The following is a 23,651-nucleotide window of genomic DNA, read 5'->3' on the forward strand; positions in this document are numbered from 1 at the left end:
CGCAGACCGCGCGTCTGCGCGGATCGCGCGTCAGTGGAACTGCGGGACGATGAGGTAGATGCCGTAGAGGACGACCGCACCGCAGACCACGAAGCAGGCGACGGCGAGCGCGCGGAACGCGCGCACCGCGGCGGTCGCGCCCTGCGGGTTCGGGAACCCGATGGTCGCGGGGCCGATCGTGCCGTCGTCCTTCACGGTGAACTTGCCGGCGCGGGTGTCGGCGGCGCTCCAGAAGCGGAGGCCGACCGAGTACACGGCGACGACGAAGCACGAGGACACGACGGCGACGAGCGCCACGGTGACGAATGCGAGCCAGTCGATGCCCATCAGCGACGGCCTCCCTTGCGTGCGGCCATGCGGCGCAGCGTGCGCTCGCGGCTCAGCTCGGCGCGACGCGCGGCGACGTGCTCGGCGCGCTTCTTGCGCTGCAGGTCGCGCAGCTCCTTGCGGGTGTACACCGCGTTCGCGGCGACGTCGATCTCGATCGCGGACGCCTGCTCGTGCGGCTTCCGGAGCGACCACAGGTAGAGGCCGAGGATGACGGCGGCACCGACGAGGGCGTCGATGACGAGTCCGACGATGCCCAGACGGGCGATCCCGGAGGCGACCGCGCCGACCGCTGCGGAGGCCGGCAGCGTGATGAACCAGGCGATGACGATCTTGCCCGCGGTGGACCACTGGATCTTCGACCCGCGACGACCGAGGCCGGCACCGATGATCGATCCAGAGGACACCTGCGTGGTGGAGAGTGCGAAGCCGAGGTGGCTCGACGCGAGGATCGTCGCGGCGGTGGAGGCCTCTGCCGCGAAGCCCTGCGTCGCGCGGATCTCGGTGATGCCCGAGCCGAGCGTGCGGATGATGCGCCAGCCACCCGTGTACGTGCCGAGGGCGATCGCGAGCGCACAGGCGACGACGACCCAGAGCTGGACGCCGCTGTTCGAGCTCTGCGCGCCGGATGCGATGAGCGTGAGCGTGATGACACCCATCGTCTTCTGCGCGTCGTTCGTGCCGTGCGCGAGCGACACCATCGACGAGGTGAAGATCTGTCCGATCCGGAACCCGCCGCGTTCGTTCGGGAACACCGGGCGCTTCGTGATGCGGTAGGCGATGCGCGTCGACAGGAAGGACACGAACGCCGCGATCACCGGGGACAGGAAGGCCGGGATGATGACGACGGTCATCAGTGCGAGGTAGTTCACCGAGTCGAACCCGGCACCCACGATCGCCGCACCGATGAGCCCGCCGAACAGCGCGTGCGAGGACGACGACGGCAGGCCGCGCAGCCACGTGATCATGTTCCAGACCACGGCGCCGATGAGCCCGGCGAAGATCATCTCGGGCGTGATGGCGACACCACCAGGACCCTCGTTGATCAGCCCGTGCGAGATCGACGTCGCGACGGCGGTGCTGAGGAACGCACCGACGAGGTTGAGCACCGCGGCGACCGTGACCGCCACCTTGGGCTTCATGGCCCCGGTGGCGATCGGTGTCGCCATCGCGTTGGCGGTGTCGTGAAAACCGTTTGTGAAGTCGAAGAAGAGGGCCAACGCGATGACCAGGACGACTATGAGTGTGATGTCCACCGCGGGCCAGTGTTCCCCATCCGGGGGCTTCCGAGCAAACCTGATCGGCAACTCGCCGTTCACTCCACCTTCAGACTCGTTCAGTTTCGGAAGCATGCCGATGGAAGAATGGGTCCCATGGACACCGTGGAGCTCCTCATCCTGCTGATCGGATCGCTCGCGGTGACCGGGTTCGCGCGGGCCAAGGGGCTCCCGGCACCGCTGCTCGTGACCGCGGTCGCACTCGCGGCGTCCTTCCTGCCCGGGCTGCCGCACATCGAGATCGACTCGGAGATCATCCTGACGGTGGTCCTCCCGCCGCTGCTCTACTCGGCGGCGCTCGACGTCTCGTGGCAGAGCTTCCAGACGTCCATCAAGCAGATCCGCCGCCTCGGCATCTTCCTGGTCATCGTGACCGCCCTCGCGGTCGGTGCCGCCGCCTACTTCCTCATCCCGGACATGACGTGGCCGGCGGCGATCCTGCTCGGCGCGATCGTCGCCCCGCCGGACGCGGTGTCCGCGGCGGCCATCGGCCGGAAGCTCGGGTTGCCGCGACGCGTGATGACGGTGCTCTCCGGCGAGAGCCTCATCAACGACGCGGCATCCCTGACGCTCGTGCGCGTGTTCACGCTGATCATCGCGGGCACGTCGTTGACCGTCTGGCAGGACCTCGGCATCTTCGGCCTGGCGATCGGCGTCGGGCTGGTGGTCGGCATCGTGCTCGGCGTCCTCGTGCACTGGATCCGGATGCGCATCAACGACCCCGTGGTCGAGACGATCATGAGCATCCTGCTGCCGTTCGTCGCGTACGTCCTCGCCGAGGACCTCTCCGGCTCCGGCGTGATCGCGGTCGTCACCGCGGGGCTCTACATCGGCTACAACTCCCCGAAGGAGGGCTACGCCACCCGCCTGCAGGAGCGTCCACTCTGGACGAGCATCGACGTCATCCTCGAGGGGTTCGTGTTCGCGCTCATCGGGCTGCAGCTCAACAGCGTCGTGCAGGACCTGGTCGAGAGCGAGCGCAGCCTCGGGCAGGTGATCACGGCCGCCGCCGTGGTGCTCGCGGTGGTGATCCTGGTGCGGCCGGCGTTCGTGTTCGAGTCCTACGTGCGCAACCGCTTCAACGGCCGGTGGCTCAGGCCCCTGCGGATCAAGCTGTCCCGCGGACACCGGTCACTGCGGTGGATGCGCGGTTCGGCGGAACCCAAGCTCAACTGGCGCGAACTGACCGTCATCTCGTGGACGGGCATGCGCGGCGTGGTGACGCTCGCCGCCGCGGTGTCGGTCGTCGCGAGCCCGACGAAGATCCCCGCGCAGGACACCATCTTCGTGATCGCGTTCTTCGTCACCGTCGGCACGCTGCTCCTGCAGGGCCTCACCCTGCCGTTCGTGATCCGCGCGCTCAAGGTGCAGGACCCGGCCGAGGGCGAGGAGGACATCCGCAGCGAGATGCGCCTCAACCAGCGCACGACAGAGGCGGCGATCGAACTGCTCGACAAGCGCCGCCCGGACTGGGCGAAGCAGTTCGGGCAAGAGGCCGTGGACACCGTCGTCAACCGTCTGAAGCTCCGGCTCGAACGGCAGGCCGAGACCTTCCGGCGCGACGCCGAGGAAGAGGAGTCCGAGGAACGGAACGCCCCGGTGCGGCTCCGCGGCTCGCAGATCCAGGACATCCGGCGCGAGCTGCTCGACCGGCGGCGCGAGATCGTGCTCGAGGAGCGCGAGCGCGGCAACCTCGACGAAGAGGTGATGCGCCGGGTGCTCGTGACGCTCGACGCGGAGGAGCTCGCGATGGACTCAGCGCAGGCCTCGCGCAGCCGCTCGTAGCCGTACCCGGCGGGGCTCGCTCCGGCCCGTTCCCGGGTCGGCTCTGGCCCGTTCCCGGGTCGGCTCGCCCGGGCCGCGGTCAGTCGTCCGGCGTATCCTCGACTGACCCGACACGAGAACCAGGAGCACAGCGCCGAGTGAGCACGCCGCGGAACGACGTCCCGAAACACACCGACACCCCGGACCGTTCCGGGCCGTCGGCACCGAAGTCCGCGCCGAAGCAGCGCACGACCCGCCCCTCCGCCCGTGGCACGAAGCCCCGTCGTGGTGCGAAGGTCGCCGGTTCGAGCCGTCCGACCCCGCGCCGCCAGGCCCCGGTCCCCGCACCGCAGAAGATCAGTGCCTACCGCCGCTGGTACGGCACCCTGCACCCGTCCCTGCAGCTCATCGGCCTGCAGCTCTGGATGCCGCTGTTCTTCATCGTCGGCTTCTGCCTCTGCTACGTCTTCGCGTTCCACGCCCCGCACCCGCACGACGTCCCGATCGCCCTGGTCGGCAGCGACCCCACGTTCGTCGCCGCCGTGCAGAAGGCCCTCCCCGGCGAGTTCGTGTTCCACACCTACGACTCCCTGGTCGCCGCGAAGCGTGACGTCGTCGCGGGGTCGATGGCGGTCGCGTACGACCCGTCGACGAACGAGTTCTTCAAGGCGAGCGCGCACCAGTTCCAGGTGGCGAGCCTGGTCCCCGCGACACTGTCGGCCGTGCTCACCGCGATCGGCGTCGCGACACCGAAGGTCACCGAACTGGCGGCGCTGCCCTCGTACGACGAGTACGGCACGGTCGCGATGTACGTGATGCTCGCGTGGTGCATCGGGGGCTACATGGTCGCCATGTTCATCGGCATCATGGGTGGTCCGCTCCGGCACCGCACCCGGATGACGGTGATCGTCGTCGGCGGTCTGGTCATCTCCCTCATCACGAACACCCTCGCCGGACCGGTCGTCGGTGCCATCCACGGGCACTGGATCGAGCTGGTCCTCATCGCGTGGGGCTGGATCGTCGCGATCGGCCTCGCAGTGAACGGCCTGAGCTACTTCGTCGGTCGGTTCATCGCCGCTCCCGCCATGATCTGCTTCGTCTTCCTGTCGATGCCGTCCTCCGGTGGCGCGTACCCGAAGTGGTTCATGCCGGAGCCCTTCGCGTGGCTCAACAACGTCGTCGTCGGGTCGAGCATGGTCGACATGATCAAGCACCAGATCTACGGCGTCGGCCCCGGTCCCGCTCGCGGCCTGATCACGATGGCGTGCTACGCCGGAGCCGGTCTGGTGCTGATGTACTTCGGCAAGATGTGGTGGGAGCGCCGCCGCATCCGCGCGATCGTCACCGGTCGCACCACGATGTTCCAGGACGCCCAGACGGCCAACCGCGAGTTCCTCGGCAGCCAGCGCGACGCCGAGCTCGAGCGGCACGGGCTCTCCTCCACCGAGACGGGCACGCTGCAGGTCCTCCGGGACTCCGACTGGGAGGACGAACGCGCCGGCGGGGACGTCTTCACCGGCGGTCGCGACGGCCTCGAGAACGAACCGCTGACGACCGGCCGGATCCCGGTGGTGCGCCAGCAGCCCCAGCGTCCCGGCGAGCAGCGCACCGCGGAGAAGCCGCACAGTCGGCATGCTGCGCGCTGAGCGGTATCCTGGGCCGATCATGACCCGTTCCGCCTGGCACCGCCTGCTCATCACCCTCGTCGTCGTCCTCCTGGCGCTGACGGTGGTGTTCTACGTCGCGAGCGTCGTGCTCGCGCCGGCGGACGGCCGCAACACCGCGGGGCTCTTCGTCGGCTGGGCGATGTTCTCGATGGTCGGCGCGATCGTGTTCGGGATCATCGACTTCTTCGTGCGCCCGCTCGGTGGCCGCAGTGGCGACGCCGACGTGATGGCCGCCGCGGAAGAGGCCCGGACGGGCAGCACGCGCACGCAGCAGTCCCGCTAGCGCCCCGCTCGCACGCCGCTCGCACGCCGAGGCGCCGCCGGATCCGGCGGCGTCTCGCGCGCCGTGCGGCGCCTCGGGGACGCAGCGGTGTCGCGAGATCCGGCACCTGGCCACACGACGGACGGGAGGCCCGGTGCCAGCTGGCACCGAGCCTCCCGTCGTTCCTTCCCATCGCGCCTGCGCTGGGAAGTGCTTCCGCGCGTAGGAGGTGGGAACTTCCGACCACCTACGCGCGAAACGACTTCCCTCAGGGAGCCGCGCGCGGCGCGCCGCGGCGCGCCGCGCCGCGCGCTCAGCGCGCGAGCGCGGCAGCCACGTCGGCGACGTGGGGCTCGCGGAGCACCGAGCTGTGCTCGGAGTGCACCCGGACCTCGTCGACGGCTCCGGTCAGGAACGGAGCCCACCGTGCCGCCCCGGTCTCGTTGCCGTCCGCGATGACCAGCGTGACGTCCCCCGCGTACACGGTGGGGCGGTGTCGGCGGGACACGACGAGCGCGTGGTCGAAGAACGCCCGGAACTGGCGCTGCCCCTTCCAGCTGAACATCCCCGCGCCGTAGGCCCGAGCGTGCCGCCCGAGCTGTGCGACCGGTGTGACGGCCCGCTCCCGGAACGCCGCGGTCCGGTCCGCCAGGACCCTGGCGACACCGGGGAACGCCCGGCGCGTCGGGGTCCCGAGGTCCAGCTCGCCGAACTCGACGCGGTCGGCCTGCTCGGCGGACTGCTCCGGCAGGTAGGTGTCGAGCAGGACGACGCGGCGGACCTCCTGACCGGCGGCGGCCAGGATCGCGGCCATCTCGATCGCGACCAGGCCGCCGAAGGAGTGCCCGACCAGCGTGTACGGCCCGCGGGGCTGCACGACGCGCATGAGCTCGACGTAGCGACGGGCCATCGCGTCGATGCTCCAGTCCGGGACGGCCCGGCGCTCGAGCCCGTGCTGCTGGAACGCGTAGACGGCACGGTCACCGAGCCGTCGGGTCAGCGGCACGTAGGTCAGCGCGAGCGCACCGGCTCCGGCGACGCAGAACAGCGCCTCCTCGGTGCTGTCCGCGCCGTCCGAGAGCGTCACCACGTCGGGGTGGGTCGGCACCGCGGCGGCACCACGGCGGGTGCGTGCGGCGAAGGTGCGCACGGTGGGGTCCTCGAGGAGCGCCGAGGACGGCAGGTCGACACCGAGCCGGTCGTGCACGGCGGCGAGCATCTCCTCCGCCGAGAGCGAGTCGCCGCCGAGCGCCGCGAAGTCGTTGTCCAGCCCGACCCCGGGCAGGCCGAGCGGGCCGACCGCGGGGAGCCCGAGCACCTCGGACCAGATCTGGGCGACGGCGAGCTCCCACTGGTCGTAGGTGTCCTCGTCGATGCCGGCACCGCCGTCGGCGCCGATGGTCATCGCGAGCGACGGCGCCTCCGGGAGCGCCGCACGGTCCACCTTGCCGCGCTCGTTGCGGGGCAGCACCGCCATCGGCACGATCGCGGTCGGCACCATGTAGTCCGGCAGCAGGTCGCGCAGCGCCTTGCGGATGGCCGCCGGCGACGGCGCACGACGCCCGGGCCGCGTCACGAAGTACGCGACGAGGCGGGTGGGCGCCGGCGGGGCCTTGACGGCGATGACGGCCGCTTCCTGGACGGCGTCGACGGTCCGGAGGGCAGCCTCCACCTCGCTCGGCTCGACCAGGTACCCGCGCACCTTGACGGCGTCGTCGGCCCGGCCGAGGAGCGTCAGCCGGCCCTCCTCGTCGAAGCGGCCGAGGTCGCCCACCGACCACGTGGGGACGCCGTCCTCGGAGATCCCGGCGCGCGCCGCGGTGACCTCCGGCGCACCCCAGTAGCCGCTCGTCAGGGCATCCGAGACGCAGACGATCTCGCCGGTCTCGCCGACGTCGGCGACGGTCCCGTCGGGCCGCCGCAGCACGACGCGCTTGCCGGCGACGATGCGACCGGAGGGGATGTTCCGCTCCGGGATCGGGTCCCCCGCGGCGATCTCGTTGACGGCGTAGACGTTCGTCTCGCTCGACCCCGTCCAGTTGAAGAAGGACGCGGTCGGCCCGAGCAGCGGTCGCAGCGCGGCGATGTCGGCGCCGGTGATGGCCTCGCCGACCGTGGCGACCATCCGCAGCCCGTGCAGACGGGTGTCGGTGGGGTCGAGCGCGGCGACCACGGAGCGGACCAGGTGCGGAGTGGTGTGCAGCGTCGTCAGCCGGGCGTCGTGCACCCAGGCGAGGAGTCGGTCGATCCCGGTGCGGCGCGGGTCGACGACGTGCAGGGAGGCACCGGTCAGGAGCGTGGAGAGGACGAGCATGAACCCGGCCGCGAACCCGTGCGGGAGCACGGAGGCGATCCGGTCCTCCGGCACCAGTCGGAACAGCTCGCGCTCTGCCACGGTGTCGGCGAGCGCCTGCCGGTGCGTCGTCACGACGCCCTTCGGGGCACCGGTGGAGCCCGAGGTGAAGATGATGTCGAGTGCGTCGCGCCCGCCGCGTTCCGCGGCTCCGGGCACCGCCGGGATCGCAGCGTCGGTCGCGGCGAGCGCGCGGGCATCCGCCAGCAGGGATCCGAACGGGAGGACCGTCCCCGGCTCCGCCACGAGGGCTGCGGCCTGCGCGGTGTGCGACTCGTCGGCGATCACGTCCACGATGCCGGCGAGCGACATCACGTGGTGCAGCCGGGCCTCCGGCAGGAACGGGTCGAGGGCGACGATGATCCGCCCGGCGTGCACGAGTCCGAGCAGTGCGACCACCGAGCCGACCCCGTGCGACACCATCACGCCGACCGGCACCGAGGCACCACGCTGTTCGGCACCCACCCCGCGGCCGCTGTGGTCGTCCGGCGTCAGCCGCTCGTGCAGGAGCGTCCCCAGCGCCCGGGTGACACGGTCGAACTCCCGGTGGGTCATCTCGGTGTGCTCGTCGGCGACCGCGAGTGCGTCCGGCGTGCGCGAAGCGACCTCGGCGAGCCCGGCGAGCAGGGACGAGTGCGGGACCGGAGCCCCGGCGTGGTCCGCGCGCGCCGACGGTCGCGGCGTCGCGACGACGGGGGTGGAATCGGTCGAGGTGAGCACGTGGTCCCCTTACCATGCTGGACTTTGGCGGTCCCCCGACGGTAACTCGGGTGCTCTGCGGGTCGGCATGCGGTCCGGGGTGCCTGCGGGAACCCGCGCGAACCCTGCGACAACCCGCAGGGGGCCCACGGCGACCCGCACGACGTCGCCGCGGCGGCCGTGACCCGGCGCTACGGAGTGTGCGCGGTCGGCGGCGACGGGGCGTCGACGCCCAGCCCGGTGAAGCCCGCGACGGTCGTGTCGTCGTCGGCGAACGAGAACCGGGCGTCCACGGTGCCGCCGTCGAGCACCGCGGGCAGCCAGTACTTCGCGTCGTCCCACATCGCCGCGTAGGGCACCGCGTCGACCGGGATCCACCGCGGGTCGAGCTCGTCGCTCGCGACCGGCGTCCCGGACCAGCGCCGGCAGACGAAGACGTCGGAGACCTGGGACCAGGACGGGCGGTACGGGAACCGGTAGTCCAACGTGCCCCTGGCCTCCAGGTCGGTCGGGTCGAGCCGCAGGCCGACCTCTTCGGCGACCTCGCGCACGGCCGTCTCGACGGCCGTCTCCCCCGGCTCCCGCTTGCCGCCCGGGCCGACCAGACGCCCCGCGCCGAGGCCCCGCCGCTTCTCGCCGAGCAGGACCTCCGGGCCGGTGGCTCCGTCGCGCAGCAGGTACACGACGACGACACGGGGGTGCTGGTTCTTCGTCTCGTCGCGCTCGCTCACGTGTCCAGTGTGGCCGATCATCTGGCGTACGCTCGTTCCATGGCAGGCGTGCTGCGGGGGCACCATGGCTGAGCACCGTCGATTCGGGCGCAGCCTCGAAGTGCTGCGCGCAGAGGCCGCCGAAGAGATCTCGATGATCGTCGAGCACCGGTCCCGGCAGGGCGACGACCCGTGGGACTTCATGCCGATGCTGCCGACCGTCGACGAGCAGGTCGTGCTCATCCTCCGCGCCGAGGCACTCGAACTCGACGCCGCGATCGGCCAGCGCAGCGCCCAGTGGTCGATGCACCCGGCATCCGGGCACGGCACGCAACTCGGCGAGGAGTACCACCGCCTGCGCCGCATCGCGCTCCAGCACCCGGAGCTCACCGAGGCGGTCTGGAAACTGATGGGTGCCCTGCCGAAGCAGGACTGAGCCGGGGCAGGTGCGGTTGGATGAGGACATGACCGAAACCGTGCTCGCCGTCCTCAACCAGCCCTCCCGCGACGCTGCGCCGCACGACCCGTCGGCCGACGCCTTCACGTTCGCCGCCCCGCTCGAGGAACACCTGCAGGTCCAGGACCTCGGTGTCGTCCGGGGCGACGGGGTCTTCGAGACGATCACGGTGGTCGACGGCCGACCGCAGGCCCTCCAGGCGCACCTGGACCGCTTCGTGCGGTCGGCCGGGATGCTCGACCTGCCGCTCCCGGACCTCGACGCCTGGCGCCGCGCGATCGAGGCCGTGTGCGCCGAGCTCGACCCCGTGCACGAGGCCTTCGCGAAGACCGTGCTCACCCGCGGGGTCGAGGGGTCCGACCGTCCGACGGGCTGGGTGTACGCGGCCGCCTCGGGCGACTCCACCGCCGCGCGGACGCAGGGCATCTCCGTGGTCACGCTCGACCGCGGGTACCGGCACGACGTCGAGCGGACTTCGCCGTGGCTGCTGCAGGGCGCGAAGACGCTGTCCTACGCGGTGAACATGGCCGCGCTGCGCGAGGCGGCCCGCCGCGGTGCCGAGGACGCACTGTTCGTCTCGACCGACGGCTACGTGCTCGAGGGCACCAGGGCGAACCTGGTCCTGTCGGTCGGCGGCCGGCTCGTGACGCCACGGACCGACATCGGGATCCTCGCGGGGACGACGCAGGCGGACGTCTTCCGGTTCGCCGCGGACGAGGGCATCGAGACCGCGTACGAGCTCGTCACGCTCGACGACCTCCGTGCAGCGGACGCCCTGTGGCTCGTGTCGAGCGTGCGGCAGGCGGCGCCGATCCGGCTCCTGAACGGCTCCGAGGTCCCCGTCGACGCCGACCTGACGGCCCGCGTCAACGAGTTCCTGCTGGCGCGCGAGTCCTGACGGCGGCCGCTACCAGCGCGGGGTGGTGACGCCGGCGCCGTCCGTCCAGGCGAAGACCTGACGGCCGTCGATCCACACCCGCGTCGCGCGGCTCGTGGCGTCGAGGGGGTCGCCGGACCAGAGCACCAGGTCGGCGTCGTACCCGGCCTCGAGCCGTCCGACGCGGTCCCCGAAGCCGAGGAACGTCGCCGGGTTGGTGGTGAGCGCCTCGAGCGCGGTCTGGCGGGGCAGGCCGTCCCGCACGGCCATGGTCGCCTGCGTGACGAGCATGGCGATCGGCACGACGGGTGCGTCGGTCGTGATGGCCACCCGCACGCCGGCTGCGGCGAGCGCCGCGAGGTGCGGGATCCCGCGGTCCCGGAGTTCGACCTTCGACCGGCTCGTGAACAGCGGGCCGTAGATCACCGGGATGTCCTTCTCGGCCAGCACGTCGGCGATCTTGTGCGCCTCGGTGCCGTGGTTCACGACGAGTCGGTAGCCGAACTCCTCGGACAGGCGGATCGCGGTCGCGATGTCGTCGTGCCGGTGGGTGTGCTGGTCCCAGGCGAGTTCGCCGTCGAGCACCCGCGCGAGGGTCTCCTTCGTGAGGTCCCGCTCGAACGGCTCGCCGGCCTCCTGCGCGGCGGCGCGGGCCGCACGGTAGTGGTCGGCGGCGAGGAAGGCTTCTCGGATGACCTTCGCGACGCCGAGTCGGGTCGAGGGGGTCTGGCCCTTGTCGCCGTAGACCCGCTTCGGGTTCTCGCCGAGGGCGCTCTTCACGCTGACCGAGTCGGAGATGAGCTGCTCGTCGATCGTCCGGCCGCCCCAGGTCTTGATCGCGACGGACTGGCCGCCGATCGGGTTGCCGGACCCCGGCTTCACGACGATCGCCGTGATGCCGCCGGACAGGGCGTCCCGGAAGCCCTCGTCGTCGATGTCGACGGCGTCGATCGCGCGGACCGCCGCCTGGTTCGGGCCGGTGAGCTCGTTCGTGTCGTTGCCGGCCGGGCCGTTCGCTTCCTCGTGGATGCCGACGTGCCCGTGCGCCTCGACGAACCCGGGGAGGAGCCACGCGCCGGCCGCGTCCACGACCGGGAGGCCGGGCGGCGGGACCACGTCCGGCCCGAGCGCGGCGATGCGCCCGTCCTCGACGACCACCGCCCCGCCGTCGAACTCCGGGGAGGTGACGGGGACGACGTGGGCACCGGTGATCGCGAAGGAGTTCGTCATGCCGTCCACCGTATCGATGGCCACCGACACCGCACCGGAATACAGAATACGAACGGTTGGCGTCCCGGCCGGGTCCGTGCGTACGGTTCCCCGACGAGGAGGCGCACATGGACCGGAACAGACCCGAACGACTGGCAGAGGTGCCACGACACCACACGACGGACCGTCCGTGGCGGAGCGCGCTGCGCGGGTCCCGGGCAGACCGGATGACGACATCGGTCACGGCATCGGTGCCGCCACGGATCGCCGAGCTCGTCGTCACGCCCCGCCCTGGCGACCTCGCCCTGCTCGACCGTGCGGCGGACGCGCTCCGCGCCCTCGACGACGACCACGGTGCCCGGCTCGCCCCGCTCGGCGCGCTCCTCGCCCGCACCGAGGCCGTGGCGTCGTCCCGGATCGAGGACGAGCACGCGGACCTCGTCGACTACGCCCGCGCCGTCGTCGGCATCCGTGCGAACACCAGCGCCACCATGATGGTCGCCGCCACGGCAGCGGTCCGACGACTCAGCGACGACGCCGCCGGCGGCGCCGTCACCGAGTCCTCGATCCTCGCCGCGCACCGTGCCCTCATGCGGGACGACCCCGTCGACGGTCGCGACGCCGGCCGCTACCGCACCGTGCAGAACTGGATCGGCGGTGGGCGGACGCCACGGCTCGCGACCTACGTCCCACCGCCACCCGAGCTCGTCCCCGACGCCATGGCCGACCTGCTCGCGTTCACCGCTCGCGACGACGTGCACCCGATCGTGCAGGCCGCCGTCGCCCACGCGCAGTTCGAGTCCGTCCACCCCTTCACCGACGGCAACGGGCGGATCGGCCGCGCCCTCGTCGGTGCGGTCTTCCGGCGCCGCGGCCTGACGACCTCGGTCACGGCGCCGGTCGCCGCCGCGCTCGTGGCCGACCGCGCGCGGTACTTCGACCACCTGGTGCGGTACCGCTTCGGGTCCGTGCACGACTTCGTCGCCGACCTGGCCGTCGCGGTCGGCACGGCCTGCGACGAGGCCTCGGTCACGGCGCTGCTGCTCGCGGAGCACGCCGACTCCCCCGGTGTCGACGACCTGCTGGACGACCCGGTGCTCACCGAGGACCGGGCGTCCGAGCTCGCCGAGCGGTCCGGCGTGACGACGGACGACCTCGTCGCCCGTCTGGTCCGTGCCGGCACGATCCGACCGGTGACCGCACGGCGCCGGAACCGTGCGTGGCTCGTGACGGCCGTCGCCGCCGAGCTCGACGCCTTCGCCGAGCGCGTGCACGCGGCCGTGCTCGACACCACCGCGCCCGACGAGGACCCGCACACGGTTGCGGCCTAGGCTGGTCCGGTGAGCAGCGAGCACGGAGCGACCACCCCGCCGACCGCCGAGAAGCGTCCGGTGACCCGAACGCACCACGGCATCGACTTCGTCGACGACTACGAGTGGTTGCGCGACAAGGAGTCCCCGGACACCATCGCGTACCTCGAGGCCGAGAACGCCCACACCGAGGCGTCGACCGAGCACCTGGCCGCCCTGCGCGAGCGGATCTTCGGCGAGGTCAAGGGCCGTGTGCAGGAGACCGACCTCTCGGTCCCGGTGCGGATGGGCGACTGGTGGTACTTCACCCGCACGAACGAGGGCAGCCAGTACGGCGTGCAGTGCCGTGCACCGATCAGCGGGCCGGACGACTGGACGCCGCCGTCCCTCGACGAGGGCTCCGCGACCCTCCCCGGCGAACAGGTCGTCCTCGACGGCAACGTCCTCGCCGACGGTCACGACTTCTTCTCGCTCGGTTCCTACGACATCACCGACGACGGCACCCGCCTGGTGTACGGCGTCGACGTCGCCGGTGACGAGCGCTACACCCTGCACGTCCGTGACCTCACCACGGGGAAGGACCTCGCGGACGTCGTCGAGAACACCAGCTCGGGCGCCACCTTCGACCCCTCCGGCCGGTTCGTGTTCTACCCGACGGTGGACGAGTCCTGGCGCCCGGACCGCATCTGGCGCCATACGGTCGGCACCCCGGCGTCGGACGACGTCGTCGTGTTCGAGGAGCCGGACGACCGCTACTGGGTCGGTGTCGGCGTGACCCGCTCCTCGCAGTACATCGTCATCGAGCTCGGCTCGAAGATCACCTCAGAGGCCTGGATCCTCGACGCGGCCGACCCCACCGGCGAGTTCCAGGTCGTCTGGCCCCGCCGCGACGGCGTCGAGTACGAGATCGAGCACGCGATCGTCGGGGGCAGCGACCGCCTGCTGGTCCTGCACAACGACGGCGCCGAGAACTTCGAGCTCGTGGACGTCCCCGCCGACGACCCGACCTCCGAGACCGACCGTCGCATCGTCGTCGCGCACCACGCCGAACGACGCATCGAGTCCGTCGACGCGTTCGCCGGGCACCTGGCGCTCGAGTACCGCGCCGAGGCACTCCCCCGCGTCGCGATCATCCCGATCGAGGGCGACGGGTACGGCGACGCCGACGAGGTCCACTTCGACGAGGCCCTGTTCTCCGCCGGCCTCGGCGGCAACCCGGAGTGGGAGCAGCCCACGCTCCGCCTCGGCTTCACGTCGTTCGTCACCCCGTCCGAGGTGAGCGACCTCGACCTGGCCACCGGCGAGGTCACGGTGCTCAAGCGCCAGCCCGTGCTCGGCGGCTACGACCCGGCCGACTACGTGCAGGAACGCGACTGGGCGACCGCCCCGGACGGCACCCGGGTGCCGGTCTCCCTGGTCTGGCGCCGTGACGCCGTCGATCCCGACGCTCCCGCACCCCTGCACCTGTACGGGTACGGCTCCTACGAGCACTCCATCGACCCGGGGTTCAGCGTGATGCGCCTGTCGCTGCTCGACCGCGGGGTCGTGTTCGCCGTCGCGCACGTGCGCGGTGGCGGCGAGATGGGCCGGCACTGGTACGAGAACGGCAAGACCCTCACGAAGAAGAACACCTTCACGGACTTCGTCGCGGTCGCCGACCACCTCATCGCCACCGGGCGCACGAGCGCCGACCGGCTCGTCGCCGAGGGCGGCAGCGCCGGGGGGCTGCTCATGGGCGCCGTCGCGAACATCGCACCCGACCGGTTCGCCGGCATCGTCGCCGCGGTCCCCTTCGTCGACGCGCTGACGAGCATCCTGGACCCGGACCTCCCCCTCACGGTGATCGAGTGGGACGAGTGGGGCGACCCGCTGCACGACGCCGAGGTCTACCGGTACATGAGCGAGTACACGCCGTACGAGAACGTGCGGGACGACGTCCGGTACCCCGCGATCCTCGCCGTGACGTCGATCAACGACACCCGCGTGCTGTACGTCGAGCCGGCGAAGTGGACGGCGAAGCTGCGCGAGGTCGGGGCACCCGTGCTCCTGAAGACCGAGATGGCGGCGGGCCACGGCGGGGTCAGCGGTCGCTACGCCTCGTGGAAGGAGCGGGCGTTCGAGCTCGCCTGGATCCTGGACACCCTCGGACTCGCCGAGGTCTCCCCCGCGGCGGCCTCGGCAGCGCCGATCGCCGCCGGCTGAGCCGCGGGGGCCGCGGGGGCACGAGGGTCGGGGGCCGTCACACGCGGTTGAGCGCGTGCACCGCCTCGTCGTAGGACTCCTCCGCGAGCCGCACCCGGTCCCCCGCCAGCACCCCGTACCCGAACGTGCCCTCGCCACCGCGCTCGGCGATCCCGGCGTTCGTCCGCAGCGCGTCGAGCGCGTACAGCGACCGCACCCGCTCCGTCAGCACGTCCGCCGCGGTGCCGATGCGCTTCCACAGTGCGTGCGGGAAGGCGTCGTCGCCGAGCACGTCCATCGCGAGCCGGGCCCGCATCGTGCCCTGCCACGCGAGCTCCGTCGCCGCGCGGTCAGCGGCCTCGCGCTCGGCGGCGCTGTCCGAGGTGTCATCGGCGACGGCGTCACGGACGAGCTCACGCACGTGCGGCTTCACCGTCGCGGAGACGTCCTGCGCGACCTTCTTCGGCGACCGCAGCGCCCACGCCGTCGGCGAGGGACGCTCGACCGCGTCGTCGAGGGCATCGAGCAGCTCCAGGAACGGCTCACCGTGCAGCGACGCCACGACGTCCCGCACCGCCTGGTCCCGCCGTTCGCGGGTGGCCGCGAGGATCCGCTCACGGGTCATCGCGTCGACGAGCGCGTCCTGCGCCGGGGTCGAGGCGCGCGGCAGCCGCTCGATCAGGTACTCGGCGAGTGCGGCGCGCGCGGTCACGCCCGCCAGGTCGTCCGCCGCGGCCGCTGCGCGGTCGACGGCCTCGGTCGCGGGGAACGCCGGACGGTACGCGCCGAGGATCGCGGCGATCTCGAGGGTGGTCGCGGCAGTCTGCCGGAGTTCCGCGTTCTCGCCGGACCGCAGCCGGGCCTCCTGGCCGAGCAGCGCGGAGCGCAGCTTGCGGAGTCGCTTGGTGAGGATCCGCGCGGTCGTGCCCTTCTCGGGTCGGTCGACGGTCTGGAGGCGCGGTGCCGGTGCGCCTGCCAGCCCACGTGCCAGCTTGGACGCCACGGCGGCGGGGCCGGCGCCCACGGCCTGGAACCGGCCGTCCAGTGACGCGAGGAACTCGTGGGCGATCTGCGGGTCGACGCCCTCCACGGTCTCGACCTCGACCTCGCGCCAGGTGCGCGGGTCGGCGGGGGCGTCGTCGTCGAGGCGCTGCGCGCTGACGCGGTCGTCGGCGAGCTCGGCGATCTGGTCGCCGTCCTCGTCGAGGAGCCGGGTGACGGTGCGGGTCGTGGTGATCCGGACGACGGGGCGCAGGCCGCGGCCCCGGCGCTCGGTGAACAGTGCGGCGAGGACGTCGACCGGCACCGTGTCGGCGTCGTCGGTGAGCGGGAAGTGCTGCTCGTGCCGGACCGTGTCCGACTCGGCGCGCTTGATGTGCCAGCCGGCGTCGGGTCCGCCGGTGCGGCGACGCACGGTCACCCGGGAGGCGACGAGGTCGTACCGCTCGGTGTCCCAGTAGGTGGCGTCGAGCTCGAACGGTTCCCGGTGGTCGAGCTGCAGGATCCCTCCGACGCCGATCAGGTCGGGGAGCTCGGCCCCGTCGGGCAGGTCGTACGTGCGCTCGATCTCGAGGTGCGTGTCCGTCACACGCTCTTGTCTACCAGGCCGTGCGGGGAGCTCCGAACCACGCGGGTTAGCCTGAGCGCATGAGCGAGACGATCACCCGCGACGCGTTCGTGCCGGAGGCCGGCGCCGTCACGATGTTCACGACCACCTGGTGCGGCTACTGCGCGCGCCTGAAGAACCAGATGTCGAAGGCCGGCGTGCCCTTCCGCGAGGTCGACATCGAGGCCACCCCGGGTACGGCCGAACTCGTCGCCGAGGTCAACGGCGGCAACCAGACCGTGCCGACGCTGGTGTTCCCCGACGGCAGCACCGCGACGAACCCGTCCCTGGCCGAGGTGCAGTCGCGCATCTGAGCGGCGACGCCGCGCGGCGCCCGGCGCCGGCGCCTCCGGTGCCGGCGCCTCCGGTGCCGGCGCCTCCGGTGCCGGCGCCTCCGGTGCCGGCGCCTCCGGTGCCGGCGCCTCCGGTGCCGGCGCCTCCGGTGCCGACCGGCCCTGCACAACGAAAACCCGCTCGAACCACGGAATTCCGTGGTTCGAGCGGGTTTTCGTTGTGCGGCACCGAACGGCACCGCGCGGCACCGCGCCAGCACGCGTCAGCCGCCGAGCGCCTCCGTCAGCATCGCCGCCATCGCGTCGAGCTGGATGTCGCCGGAGTCGACGAGTTCCTCGTCGGACCCGTCGAGCGCCCGCGCGGCGAGTCCGGCCTTGGAGTCGATGAGCTCCGCGATCTTGGTGTCGATCGTCTGCGCGGCGATGATCCGCCACGCGGTGACCGGCTCTTCCTGCCCGATGCGGTGCACGCGGTCGATCGCCTGCGTCTGCTCGGCGCTCGTCCACGACAGCTCCGCCAGGACGACATTGGACGCCACCTGCAGGTTCAGGCCGACGCCGGCCGCGGTCAGCGAGCAGACGATGACGGCGACGTCGGGGTCGTTCACGAACGCGTCGATCTCGGCGGTGCGCTGCGCGGGCGTCTGGTCGCCACGGACCGTCGCGGTGCGCAGACCCCGGCGCGCGAAGACCTCTTCCGCCTGGTCCATCACGTCGAGGTGCTTCGCGAAGAACACCACCTTGCCGACGTTCGAGGCGAGCTGCGCCGCGTAGTCCGCCGCGAGCTGGGCCTTGGCGCGACCGATCCGGCGGACCATCGAGAACACGTTCTCGCCGGTCGACGAGGCGTCCTGGTCCTCGAGCTCCCAGCGGGCGACCTGCCGGACGAGCCGGTGGTCGATGCCCTCGACCGGGTCCTGCCCGGTGCGGGCGTCGAGCGCCTGGTGGTAGCGCTTCACGAGCTTCGCGGTGAGCTCGCGCTCGGCGTCGCGGATCGAGCGGCCCTCTTCGCCGTCGAGCTCCACCGGGATGTCGGCGATGCGACGGGCCGGGATGTCCGCCGCGACGTCGACCTTGCGGCGCCGGACGATGCCCATGTCGATGACGGCACGCCGGGCCTCGACGAAGAAGCCCTGGTCGGCCGGGGTGAGTCCGATGTCCTCGAGCTCGTTCATGAGCTTCGCGCGGGGCTTCTTGTCGTCGATCCAGCCGAGGTACTCCCAGATGGTGCGGAAGTCCTCGACGGAGTTGATCAGCGGGGTCCCGGTCAGCGCCATGAGGAGCGGCGACGAGGACCGGGCACGGATCTTCTCGGCGAGCTGCAGCACGAACTTCGAGCGCTGCGAGTCCTTGTTCTTGATGAAGTGCGCCTCGTCGACGACCATGCCCTTGAACCCGAAGGCGCCGAGCCAGCCGAAGTGCCGGTCGAGGATCTCGTAGTTCACGACCACGATGTCCGCGAAGCCGTCGAGGTCGTCCCCGTCACCGTGGATGACCGTCGCGCGGCGGTTCGGCACCCAGCGCTCGGCTTCGCGGGCCCAGTTCGTCTTGACGACGTTCGGGACCACGACGAGCAGCGGGTACGCGCCGGCGGCCTCGGCGGCGAGGAGCGACTGCGCCGTCTTGCCGAGTCCCGGTTCGTCGGCGAGCAGGAACGTGCGGTGCCCCTGTGCCGCCGCGGCGACGAGCTCCGCCTGGTGCTGCATGAGGTTGGTGCCGGACAGCGTCGTCAGCGTCGACGGGTCGGGCAGCGGCATCGTCGCCGCACCGCCACCGGCGCCGTACTCGAACGACTTGAACAGCGGGCCGAAGAGCTCCCAGTTCGCCAGGCGTCGCGGGTGCGCGACGGGCTGGTCCGCGAGGGCGAAGTCCGGCGGCAGGAACGGGTTCGCGAGCTGGCGCTGGACGACCGCCTGCGGGACGACGGCGCGCTCCTGGGTCGCCGCGACCGGTGCGGGTTCGGCGGCGATCACGAGGTCCTGCGGCTGCATCTCCACGCCGCCGGCGATCATCATGTCCCGCTTGACCGTGCGCGTCGCCTCCGAGACGGACGCTTCCTCGGCGAGCAGCTGGATCACGCTGGTGTCCCGCGCCGCCGTCTTCGCGAGGATCTGCGCGACGCCGTCGAGACGCTTCATCTGCTCGGCGCGCTGCGCGTCGGTGAGGTCGGTGTCGGCCTTCACCCGGGCGCGCTCCTCGCGCATGAGCAGGGCGACCGCCTGGAACTTCGTGCGGTTCGTCGCCTTCAGCGGTCCGCGTTGCGCGGCCGCCTCGACCTCGCGCACGGCGCGGGCGAGCACCGGGATGACACCGTCGTTGTCGAGCGGCCGGGTCCGGCGTGACGCGGTCCGCGTCCCACCGGCTGCACGCCGCGTGCCTGATCGAGCCAAGGCTCCTCCTCTTCCACCCCGCGACCGGGGCGAGCCGCCCGGGTGGACGGAAGTCTCGTCGGTGCGTCCGTCGCACCGTTCGCCGGTGACGGGCCACCGTGGCCCGCCGATCCCCACCACGTGGTGTGCGACCGTTCGCATCGAGGACACCAGGGTGGTGTCCGTGGCCGATGCCGCGGTCTGCGCGGAGGATCCGGCGCCGTCGCACGCACGCGATGCTCGGGACGATGTCGTCCCGGCGCGGTCGCGGACCCGGTGCTCGCTCCGGCCCAGGGGCTCTGATCGCGTCCGGAATCGACGCGAAGCGCGAGCACGCGGTGCGTGCACGCTCAGTTTACTCCCGGACCACCGACGGAGGCGAGTCGACGCACCCCGCGCGAGTCGGGCCTCCCGTCCGCACCGTCGGTGGTTCCGTGCGTCGCTTGTCGAAACGCGCGTTGGTGGCCGTTTCTTCCGACCCCCGACGCGCGATCCCGCCTCCCAGCGCGCGCGGTATGGGCTGGAACGTGCGTCTCAGACGCGGGGTGCGGACCGCGGACGCGCCGTCAGGTCGGACGGGAGGCTCGGGGCCGGTTCCGCGAGCGCGGCGCGTGTCGCCTCCAGCAGCTGTTCCGCGGTGGCGATCCCGTTCGCGGAGCCGGTGGTCGCCTGGCCTCCGGCGTGGGCCAGCAGCTGGGCCCCGATGGCCGGTCCCATGCGCTCGGCCTCGCCTGGGTTCCGGGCCGCCCAGTCCCGGGCGATCGCGTCGGCAAGCCGCTCCGCGGCCGCCCCGCGGTCGGCGTCGCCACGCGACCGGTGCCAGAGCCCGGTGACGACCAGGTGCGCGACGACCGCGCCGATGTCGCGGACGGGGTAGCCCCACCCGGCCGTGTCGATGTCGAGGAGCCCCGAGATCCGCCACGGCTCGGCCTCGTCCACGAAGACCTGCTCGAGGTGCAGGTCACCGTGCACGACCTGCTTCGTCGCCGCGGCCCAGCCGATCGACCGGCGGCCGATCGCGTCGTAGAGCTCGTCGATCTGCTGCGCGTCCTGCGGCAGCGCCGCGACGAGGGTCCTGCGGTGCCAGTCCGCGTGGTCCATCGCGTCCGCTCGGGCCTGCTGCGTCATCGGGACGGTCGCGATGCGTCCGGTGAGCGCCGCGAGCGAGGCGACGAACCGGGGATCGTCGGCGATGTCGAGGATGCGGCTGCCCGCCGGCACGCCCCGGATCCGCTCGAGCACCAGCAGCCCGTCGCCCCGGCTCGACAGCACGCGCGGGACCGGGAGGCCGGCGGCGACGAACTGCTCGTGCGTCTTCACGATCGGCGCGACGCGGTGCGGCCGGACCACCTTGAGGAAGAGCGTGCCCTCCGGCGCGTCGACCCGGACCACGGCGCGCTTGCCCGGCCGGTACGCCGCGACCGTCAGCGTCGGGTTCGTGACCGGCATGCCGAGCGTGGTGAGGAGCTCGGCGACGGCGTCGCGGTAGGTGACCTGCGGCAGCACCGGCAGGCCGGGGTCGTTCGGGTACGCCCACACCGAGACCGGCTCGTTCGTCGCCGGGTCGGTGACGAGCGCGCTGTTCTGGTCGTGGGTGCCGCCGGTGTCCACGTAGGTCAGGACGGTGGCGCGCTGGCCGTTCCGGTCGACCGTGTCGACCTCGTAGCCGTAGAGGTAGCCGTTGCCCGAGGGCTCCACCGAGTGGGCCCGTGCGGCCACGACGGTGGTCCCGGAGCCGACGAAGGCCTCAGGGATGACTCGCTCGTGATTCGGCCACACGAGACCAGTCAACCGTGTCGGCGGGGTTTCGTCGCCTTCGTGCACGGCTCGGCGTGCGTCCGGTGGCTAGCGTTGACGACGTGAACCCGGTCGCGCGCCTCCGCAGTTCGAGCCGCACGCCGTTCCTGCAGGTCGTGAAGACCGCGGTGGCGGTCGTCGCGGCCGTACTGCTGTGCCGGGTCGTGATCGACGGGCCGTTCCCGACCTTCGCCGCGATCGCCGCGCTGCTGGTCGTGCAGCCGAGCATCAACCAGTCGTTCGTGAAGGGGCTCGAGCGGAGCGCGGGGGTGGTCCTCGGGGTACTGCTCGCGACCGGGCTGCACTTCCTGCTCGGCGACTCGGTCTGGGTCGTGCTGCTCGTCATCGTGGTCGCGATCCTCATCGCGTGGGCGCTCCGGCTCACCCCCACCTCCGCGACGCAGGTCGGCATCAGCGGGATGCTCGTGCTGACCGCCGGGGTCGTCACGCCGAACTACTCGGCGGACCGGATCCTCGAGACCGTGCTCGGCGCCGCGGTCGCCCTCGTGGTGAACGCCGTGATCGTCCCGCCGGTGCTGCTCCGGCCGGCACACCTCTCCGTCGCGCGGCTCGCCCGCGACACGGCCGTGGCGTTCGAGCGGGTCGCGATCGGGCTCACCGAGGGGTGGGACCACGACCGGTGGCACGATGCCCTCGTCCGCGCCAGGGCCCTCCGGCAGCAGCACGCCAGGGCAGAGGCGGCGCTGACGTCGGCGCAGGAGTCGCTCACGATGAACCCCCGCGGCGGGCGGCACCGGACGATCCTCGAGCGGGACGTCGTCGTCGCGGAGCACCTGCGGGTCCTCGTGACCCGGGTCACCGGGATGACCAGGGCGATCCGGGACAACACCGCGCCGGACCTCCGCGCCGACCCGATGGTGGGGCGGATCGCGACGGAGGTCGCGCGGATCGGCGCGGACCTCCGTGCGCTCGGCGCACGGGTGGAGGGGCCGTCGTCCGGCGAGCCCGTTGCCGCACCGGACGACCCCGGTCACGACGCGGAGCCCGAGTCGTCGCTCACGGCGCCGCTCGAGGTGATCCGGCCGAACTCGCGGCACTGGATCCTGATCGGCGCGCTGCTCGAGGACATCCGGCGCGTCCGCGAGGAGCTCCTCGGCGAGGACGACTGACGCCCTGCCGCGGGCACCCGGCGGGTGCGGGCGGTTGCGGGCGCGCGCGGGCGGTGCGGGTGCGGGTTCCTTCCCAGACCACGCGCAATGGGAAGGCGTTCCGCGCGTGGGAGGTCGTTCCTTCCGACCCCCTACGCGCGGTTCAACTCCCCGCGCAGGTTCGCGCCACCGAGTCGTGGGACGCCGTCGCGGCCTCGGCAGCCCGGCCGACGATCTCGCCCCAGATCGTCCGGGTCGGCACCATCGGGTCCGAGGCGACCACGTCGGCATCGGCGAACCGTGCGATCTCGGCGACCACGGCCTGCTGACCGACCTCGCGCGCGGCGCGGCTCGCGACGTCCGGCACGGCAGCGCGGAGTTCCGCGACGATCCGCGCACGGCGATCGGGGTCCATCTGCCCCAGGGCACCGATGCCCTTCCACGCGGCGTCGAGTTCGGCGCGCAGGCGGATGATGGCCGGGTGGTCCGGCTGGTCGTTCATGGGTCCCCCAGAGACAGGACGTTCTGTCGGGTACAGCGTCCGGCCGGGAGCCTATCAACGAAGCAAGCAGTGCTCACGTCCCTCGATCGCGGGGCAGACGTCCCACGGTCGCTGTGACGAGATTCAGTCAGGATGCCCGTCGGTGCACCCTCTGGACGCGGTTCGATGCCACGATGGGTCGCAGGAGGTCCACTATGCGGTTGTTGGTGGTCGAGGACGACGACGAGATGCGCGCCCTCATGGAGCGCGGACTCGCTGCCGAGGGGTACCGCGTCACCGCGGTCGAGAACGGTGTCGAGGCGCTCATCGCGCTCGGAGAACAGGCGTTCGACCTCGCGGTCGTCGACGTGATGATGCCCGGGATGTCGGGCTTCGAGCTCGCACGACGGATCCGCGAACGCGAGGACCCCGTGCGCATCCTGCTCGTCACCGCGCGCGACGCCGTCGACGACCGGGTGTTCGGGCTCGACGCCGGCGCGGACGACTACCTCACGAAGCCCTTCGCCTTCGCCGAACTCACCGCACGCCTGCGTGCGCTCGGTCGTCGCGAGGCCACCGGAGCCCCGCGCACGATCGAGGTCGGCGACGTCTCCATCGACTCCGAGGCGCGCCGCGTCTCGATCCAGGGCCAGCGCGTCGCCGTGAGCCCGACCGAGTTCGCGCTGCTCCGGCTGCTCGCACGGTCCGTCGGCACCGTGGTCGACCGTCCGAAGATCCTCGAAGAGGTCTGGGACGGCTCGCAGCACGTCGACCCGAACGTCGTCGAGCAGTACATCTCGTACCTGCGCAAGAAGCTGACGTCGCACGAGGCGACCGTCGCCATCGCCACCGTGCGTGGCCGGGGTTACCGCCTCGACCTGCTCGGCTCCTGACGCCGACACC

The 23,651-nt window shown here is 72.1% G+C and carries 19 protein-coding genes; 10 read left to right on the top strand and 9 right to left on the bottom strand.

The genetic code is table 11. The features are described from left to right. Positions 1 to 30: 30 nt before the first annotated feature. Positions 31 to 327 carry a hypothetical protein gene (locus ACIPJY_RS08025; RefSeq protein WP_400462670.1) on the bottom strand — a complete coding sequence of 99 codons (297 nt, stop codon included), beginning with the start codon at positions 325 to 327 and terminating at the stop codon, positions 31 to 33. Continuing rightward, the gene (locus tag ACIPJY_RS08030) at positions 327 to 1,583 is read right to left on the bottom strand and encodes an anion permease (protein ID WP_400462673.1); all 1,257 of its coding nucleotides are present in this window, start codon (positions 1,581 to 1,583) and stop codon (positions 327 to 329) included. Before ACIPJY_RS08030 ends, ACIPJY_RS08025 begins: the two co-directional genes overlap by 1 nt. A gap of 117 nt (positions 1,584 to 1,700) precedes the next feature. Between ACIPJY_RS08030 and ACIPJY_RS08035 the strand changes: the two genes are divergently transcribed. The 3 genes from ACIPJY_RS08035 (at position 1,701) to ACIPJY_RS08045 (ending at position 5,318) form a co-directional block, all read left to right on the top strand. After that, the gene (locus ACIPJY_RS08035; protein ID WP_400462676.1) at positions 1,701 to 3,389 is read left to right on the top strand and encodes a cation:proton antiporter; all 1,689 of its coding nucleotides are present in this window, start codon (positions 1,701 to 1,703) and stop codon (positions 3,387 to 3,389) included. A gap of 137 nt (positions 3,390 to 3,526) precedes the next feature. Beyond that, a complete protein-coding gene (locus ACIPJY_RS08040) occupies positions 3,527 to 5,014 on the top strand; it encodes an ABC transporter permease (RefSeq protein WP_400462679.1) in 1,488 nt (495 codons plus the stop codon). A gap of 19 nt (positions 5,015 to 5,033) precedes the next feature. Next, on the top strand, positions 5,034 to 5,318 hold the full coding sequence (locus ACIPJY_RS08045) for a hypothetical protein (protein WP_400462682.1): 285 nt from the start codon (positions 5,034 to 5,036) through the stop codon (positions 5,316 to 5,318). A gap of 292 nt (positions 5,319 to 5,610) precedes the next feature. Here the strand turns inward: ACIPJY_RS08045 and ACIPJY_RS08050 are convergent, their stop codons facing one another. Next, the gene (locus ACIPJY_RS08050; protein ID WP_400462685.1) at positions 5,611 to 8,370 is read right to left on the bottom strand and encodes an alpha/beta fold hydrolase; all 2,760 of its coding nucleotides are present in this window, start codon (positions 8,368 to 8,370) and stop codon (positions 5,611 to 5,613) included. 170 nt (positions 8,371 to 8,540) lie between these two features. Continuing rightward, positions 8,541 to 9,080, bottom strand: coding sequence for an 8-oxo-dGTP diphosphatase (locus ACIPJY_RS08055; protein WP_400462688.1), 540 nt, complete (start codon positions 9,078 to 9,080; stop codon positions 8,541 to 8,543). Between the two features lie 64 nt (positions 9,081 to 9,144). Between ACIPJY_RS08055 and ACIPJY_RS08060 the strand changes: the two genes are divergently transcribed. After that, positions 9,145 to 9,495 carry a tryptophan synthase subunit alpha gene (locus ACIPJY_RS08060; protein ID WP_400462690.1) on the top strand — a complete coding sequence of 117 codons (351 nt, stop codon included), beginning with the start codon at positions 9,145 to 9,147 and terminating at the stop codon, positions 9,493 to 9,495. A gap of 28 nt (positions 9,496 to 9,523) precedes the next feature. Further along, complete coding sequence (locus tag ACIPJY_RS08065) at positions 9,524 to 10,414, top strand: aminodeoxychorismate lyase (RefSeq protein ID WP_400462693.1); 891 nt, start codon at positions 9,524 to 9,526, stop codon at positions 10,412 to 10,414. Between the two features lie 9 nt (positions 10,415 to 10,423). Here ACIPJY_RS08065 and ACIPJY_RS08070 read toward each other — a convergent pair whose 3' ends face one another. Beyond that, positions 10,424 to 11,623 (bottom strand): amidohydrolase, encoded by a 1,200-nt coding sequence (locus ACIPJY_RS08070; protein WP_400462696.1) that lies wholly within the window; start codon positions 11,621 to 11,623, stop codon positions 10,424 to 10,426. 107 nt (positions 11,624 to 11,730) lie between these two features. Here ACIPJY_RS08070 and ACIPJY_RS08075 point away from each other — a divergent pair, with 107 nt between their 5' ends. Continuing rightward, positions 11,731 to 12,933: a Fic family protein gene (locus ACIPJY_RS08075; protein WP_400462698.1), complete on the top strand. Its 1,203-nt coding sequence runs from the start codon at positions 11,731 to 11,733 to the stop codon at positions 12,931 to 12,933. 9 nt (positions 12,934 to 12,942) lie between these two features. Then, entirely contained in the window at positions 12,943 to 15,114 is a 2,172-nt protein-coding gene (locus tag ACIPJY_RS08080; RefSeq protein WP_400462701.1) for a S9 family peptidase, read from the top strand. A 37-nt stretch (positions 15,115 to 15,151) separates the two neighbouring features. On the opposite strand, the gene ACIPJY_RS08085 is transcribed toward ACIPJY_RS08080, so the two are convergent. Continuing rightward, a complete protein-coding gene (locus ACIPJY_RS08085; RefSeq protein WP_400462703.1) occupies positions 15,152 to 16,681 on the bottom strand; it encodes a CYTH domain-containing protein in 1,530 nt (509 codons plus the stop codon). A 59-nt stretch (positions 16,682 to 16,740) separates the two neighbouring features. Here ACIPJY_RS08085 and ACIPJY_RS08090 point away from each other — a divergent pair, with 59 nt between their 5' ends. Continuing rightward, positions 16,741 to 17,013: a mycoredoxin gene (locus tag ACIPJY_RS08090; RefSeq protein ID WP_123653932.1), complete on the top strand. Its 273-nt coding sequence runs from the start codon at positions 16,741 to 16,743 to the stop codon at positions 17,011 to 17,013. A 242-nt stretch (positions 17,014 to 17,255) separates the two neighbouring features. Here the strand turns inward: ACIPJY_RS08090 and ACIPJY_RS08095 are convergent, their stop codons facing one another. After that, positions 17,256 to 19,382, bottom strand: coding sequence for a DEAD/DEAH box helicase (locus tag ACIPJY_RS08095; RefSeq protein ID WP_400462706.1), 2,127 nt, complete (start codon positions 19,380 to 19,382; stop codon positions 17,256 to 17,258). Positions 19,383 to 19,895: 513 nt separating this feature from the next. Continuing rightward, complete coding sequence (locus ACIPJY_RS08100) at positions 19,896 to 21,140, bottom strand: aminoglycoside phosphotransferase family protein (RefSeq protein ID WP_400462709.1); 1,245 nt, start codon at positions 21,138 to 21,140, stop codon at positions 19,896 to 19,898. Between the two features lie 80 nt (positions 21,141 to 21,220). Between ACIPJY_RS08100 and ACIPJY_RS08105 the strand changes: the two genes are divergently transcribed. After that, positions 21,221 to 22,288: an aromatic acid exporter family protein gene (locus ACIPJY_RS08105; RefSeq protein WP_400462712.1), complete on the top strand. Its 1,068-nt coding sequence runs from the start codon at positions 21,221 to 21,223 to the stop codon at positions 22,286 to 22,288. Between the two features lie 142 nt (positions 22,289 to 22,430). On the opposite strand, the gene ACIPJY_RS08110 is transcribed toward ACIPJY_RS08105, so the two are convergent. Further along, complete coding sequence (locus ACIPJY_RS08110; RefSeq protein WP_400462715.1) at positions 22,431 to 22,769, bottom strand: hypothetical protein; 339 nt, start codon at positions 22,767 to 22,769, stop codon at positions 22,431 to 22,433. 194 nt (positions 22,770 to 22,963) lie between these two features. Here ACIPJY_RS08110 and ACIPJY_RS08115 point away from each other — a divergent pair, with 194 nt between their 5' ends. Further along, the gene (locus tag ACIPJY_RS08115; RefSeq protein WP_243564346.1) at positions 22,964 to 23,641 is read left to right on the top strand and encodes a response regulator transcription factor; all 678 of its coding nucleotides are present in this window, start codon (positions 22,964 to 22,966) and stop codon (positions 23,639 to 23,641) included. Positions 23,642 to 23,651: the final 10 nt, after the last annotated feature.

Origin of the sequence: Curtobacterium sp. NPDC090223, from assembly GCF_044746585.1 — a bacterium.
GTDB lineage: Bacteria > Actinomycetota > Actinomycetes > Actinomycetales > Microbacteriaceae > Curtobacterium.

Coding starts and splice junctions, on each gene's coding strand:
- ACIPJY_RS08035 (WP_400462676.1), top strand. CDS start 1,701: ATGGACACCGTGGAGCTCCTCATCCTGCTGATCGGATCGCTCGCGGTG.
- ACIPJY_RS08045 (WP_400462682.1), top strand. CDS start 5,034: ATGACCCGTTCCGCCTGGCACCGCCTGCTCATCACCCTCGTCGTCGTC.
- ACIPJY_RS08090 (WP_123653932.1), top strand. CDS start 16,741: ATGAGCGAGACGATCACCCGCGACGCGTTCGTGCCGGAGGCCGGCGCC.
- ACIPJY_RS08065 (WP_400462693.1), top strand. CDS start 9,524: ATGACCGAAACCGTGCTCGCCGTCCTCAACCAGCCCTCCCGCGACGCT.
- ACIPJY_RS08115 (WP_243564346.1), top strand. CDS start 22,964: ATGCGGTTGTTGGTGGTCGAGGACGACGACGAGATGCGCGCCCTCATG.
- ACIPJY_RS08110 (WP_400462715.1), bottom strand. CDS start 22,769: ATGAACGACCAGCCGGACCACCCGGCCATCATCCGCCTGCGCGCCGAA.
- ACIPJY_RS08025 (WP_400462670.1), bottom strand. CDS start 327: ATGGGCATCGACTGGCTCGCATTCGTCACCGTGGCGCTCGTCGCCGTC.
- ACIPJY_RS08075 (WP_400462698.1), top strand. CDS start 11,731: ATGGACCGGAACAGACCCGAACGACTGGCAGAGGTGCCACGACACCAC.
- ACIPJY_RS08070 (WP_400462696.1), bottom strand. CDS start 11,623: ATGACGAACTCCTTCGCGATCACCGGTGCCCACGTCGTCCCCGTCACC.
- ACIPJY_RS08060 (WP_400462690.1), top strand. CDS start 9,145: ATGGCTGAGCACCGTCGATTCGGGCGCAGCCTCGAAGTGCTGCGCGCA.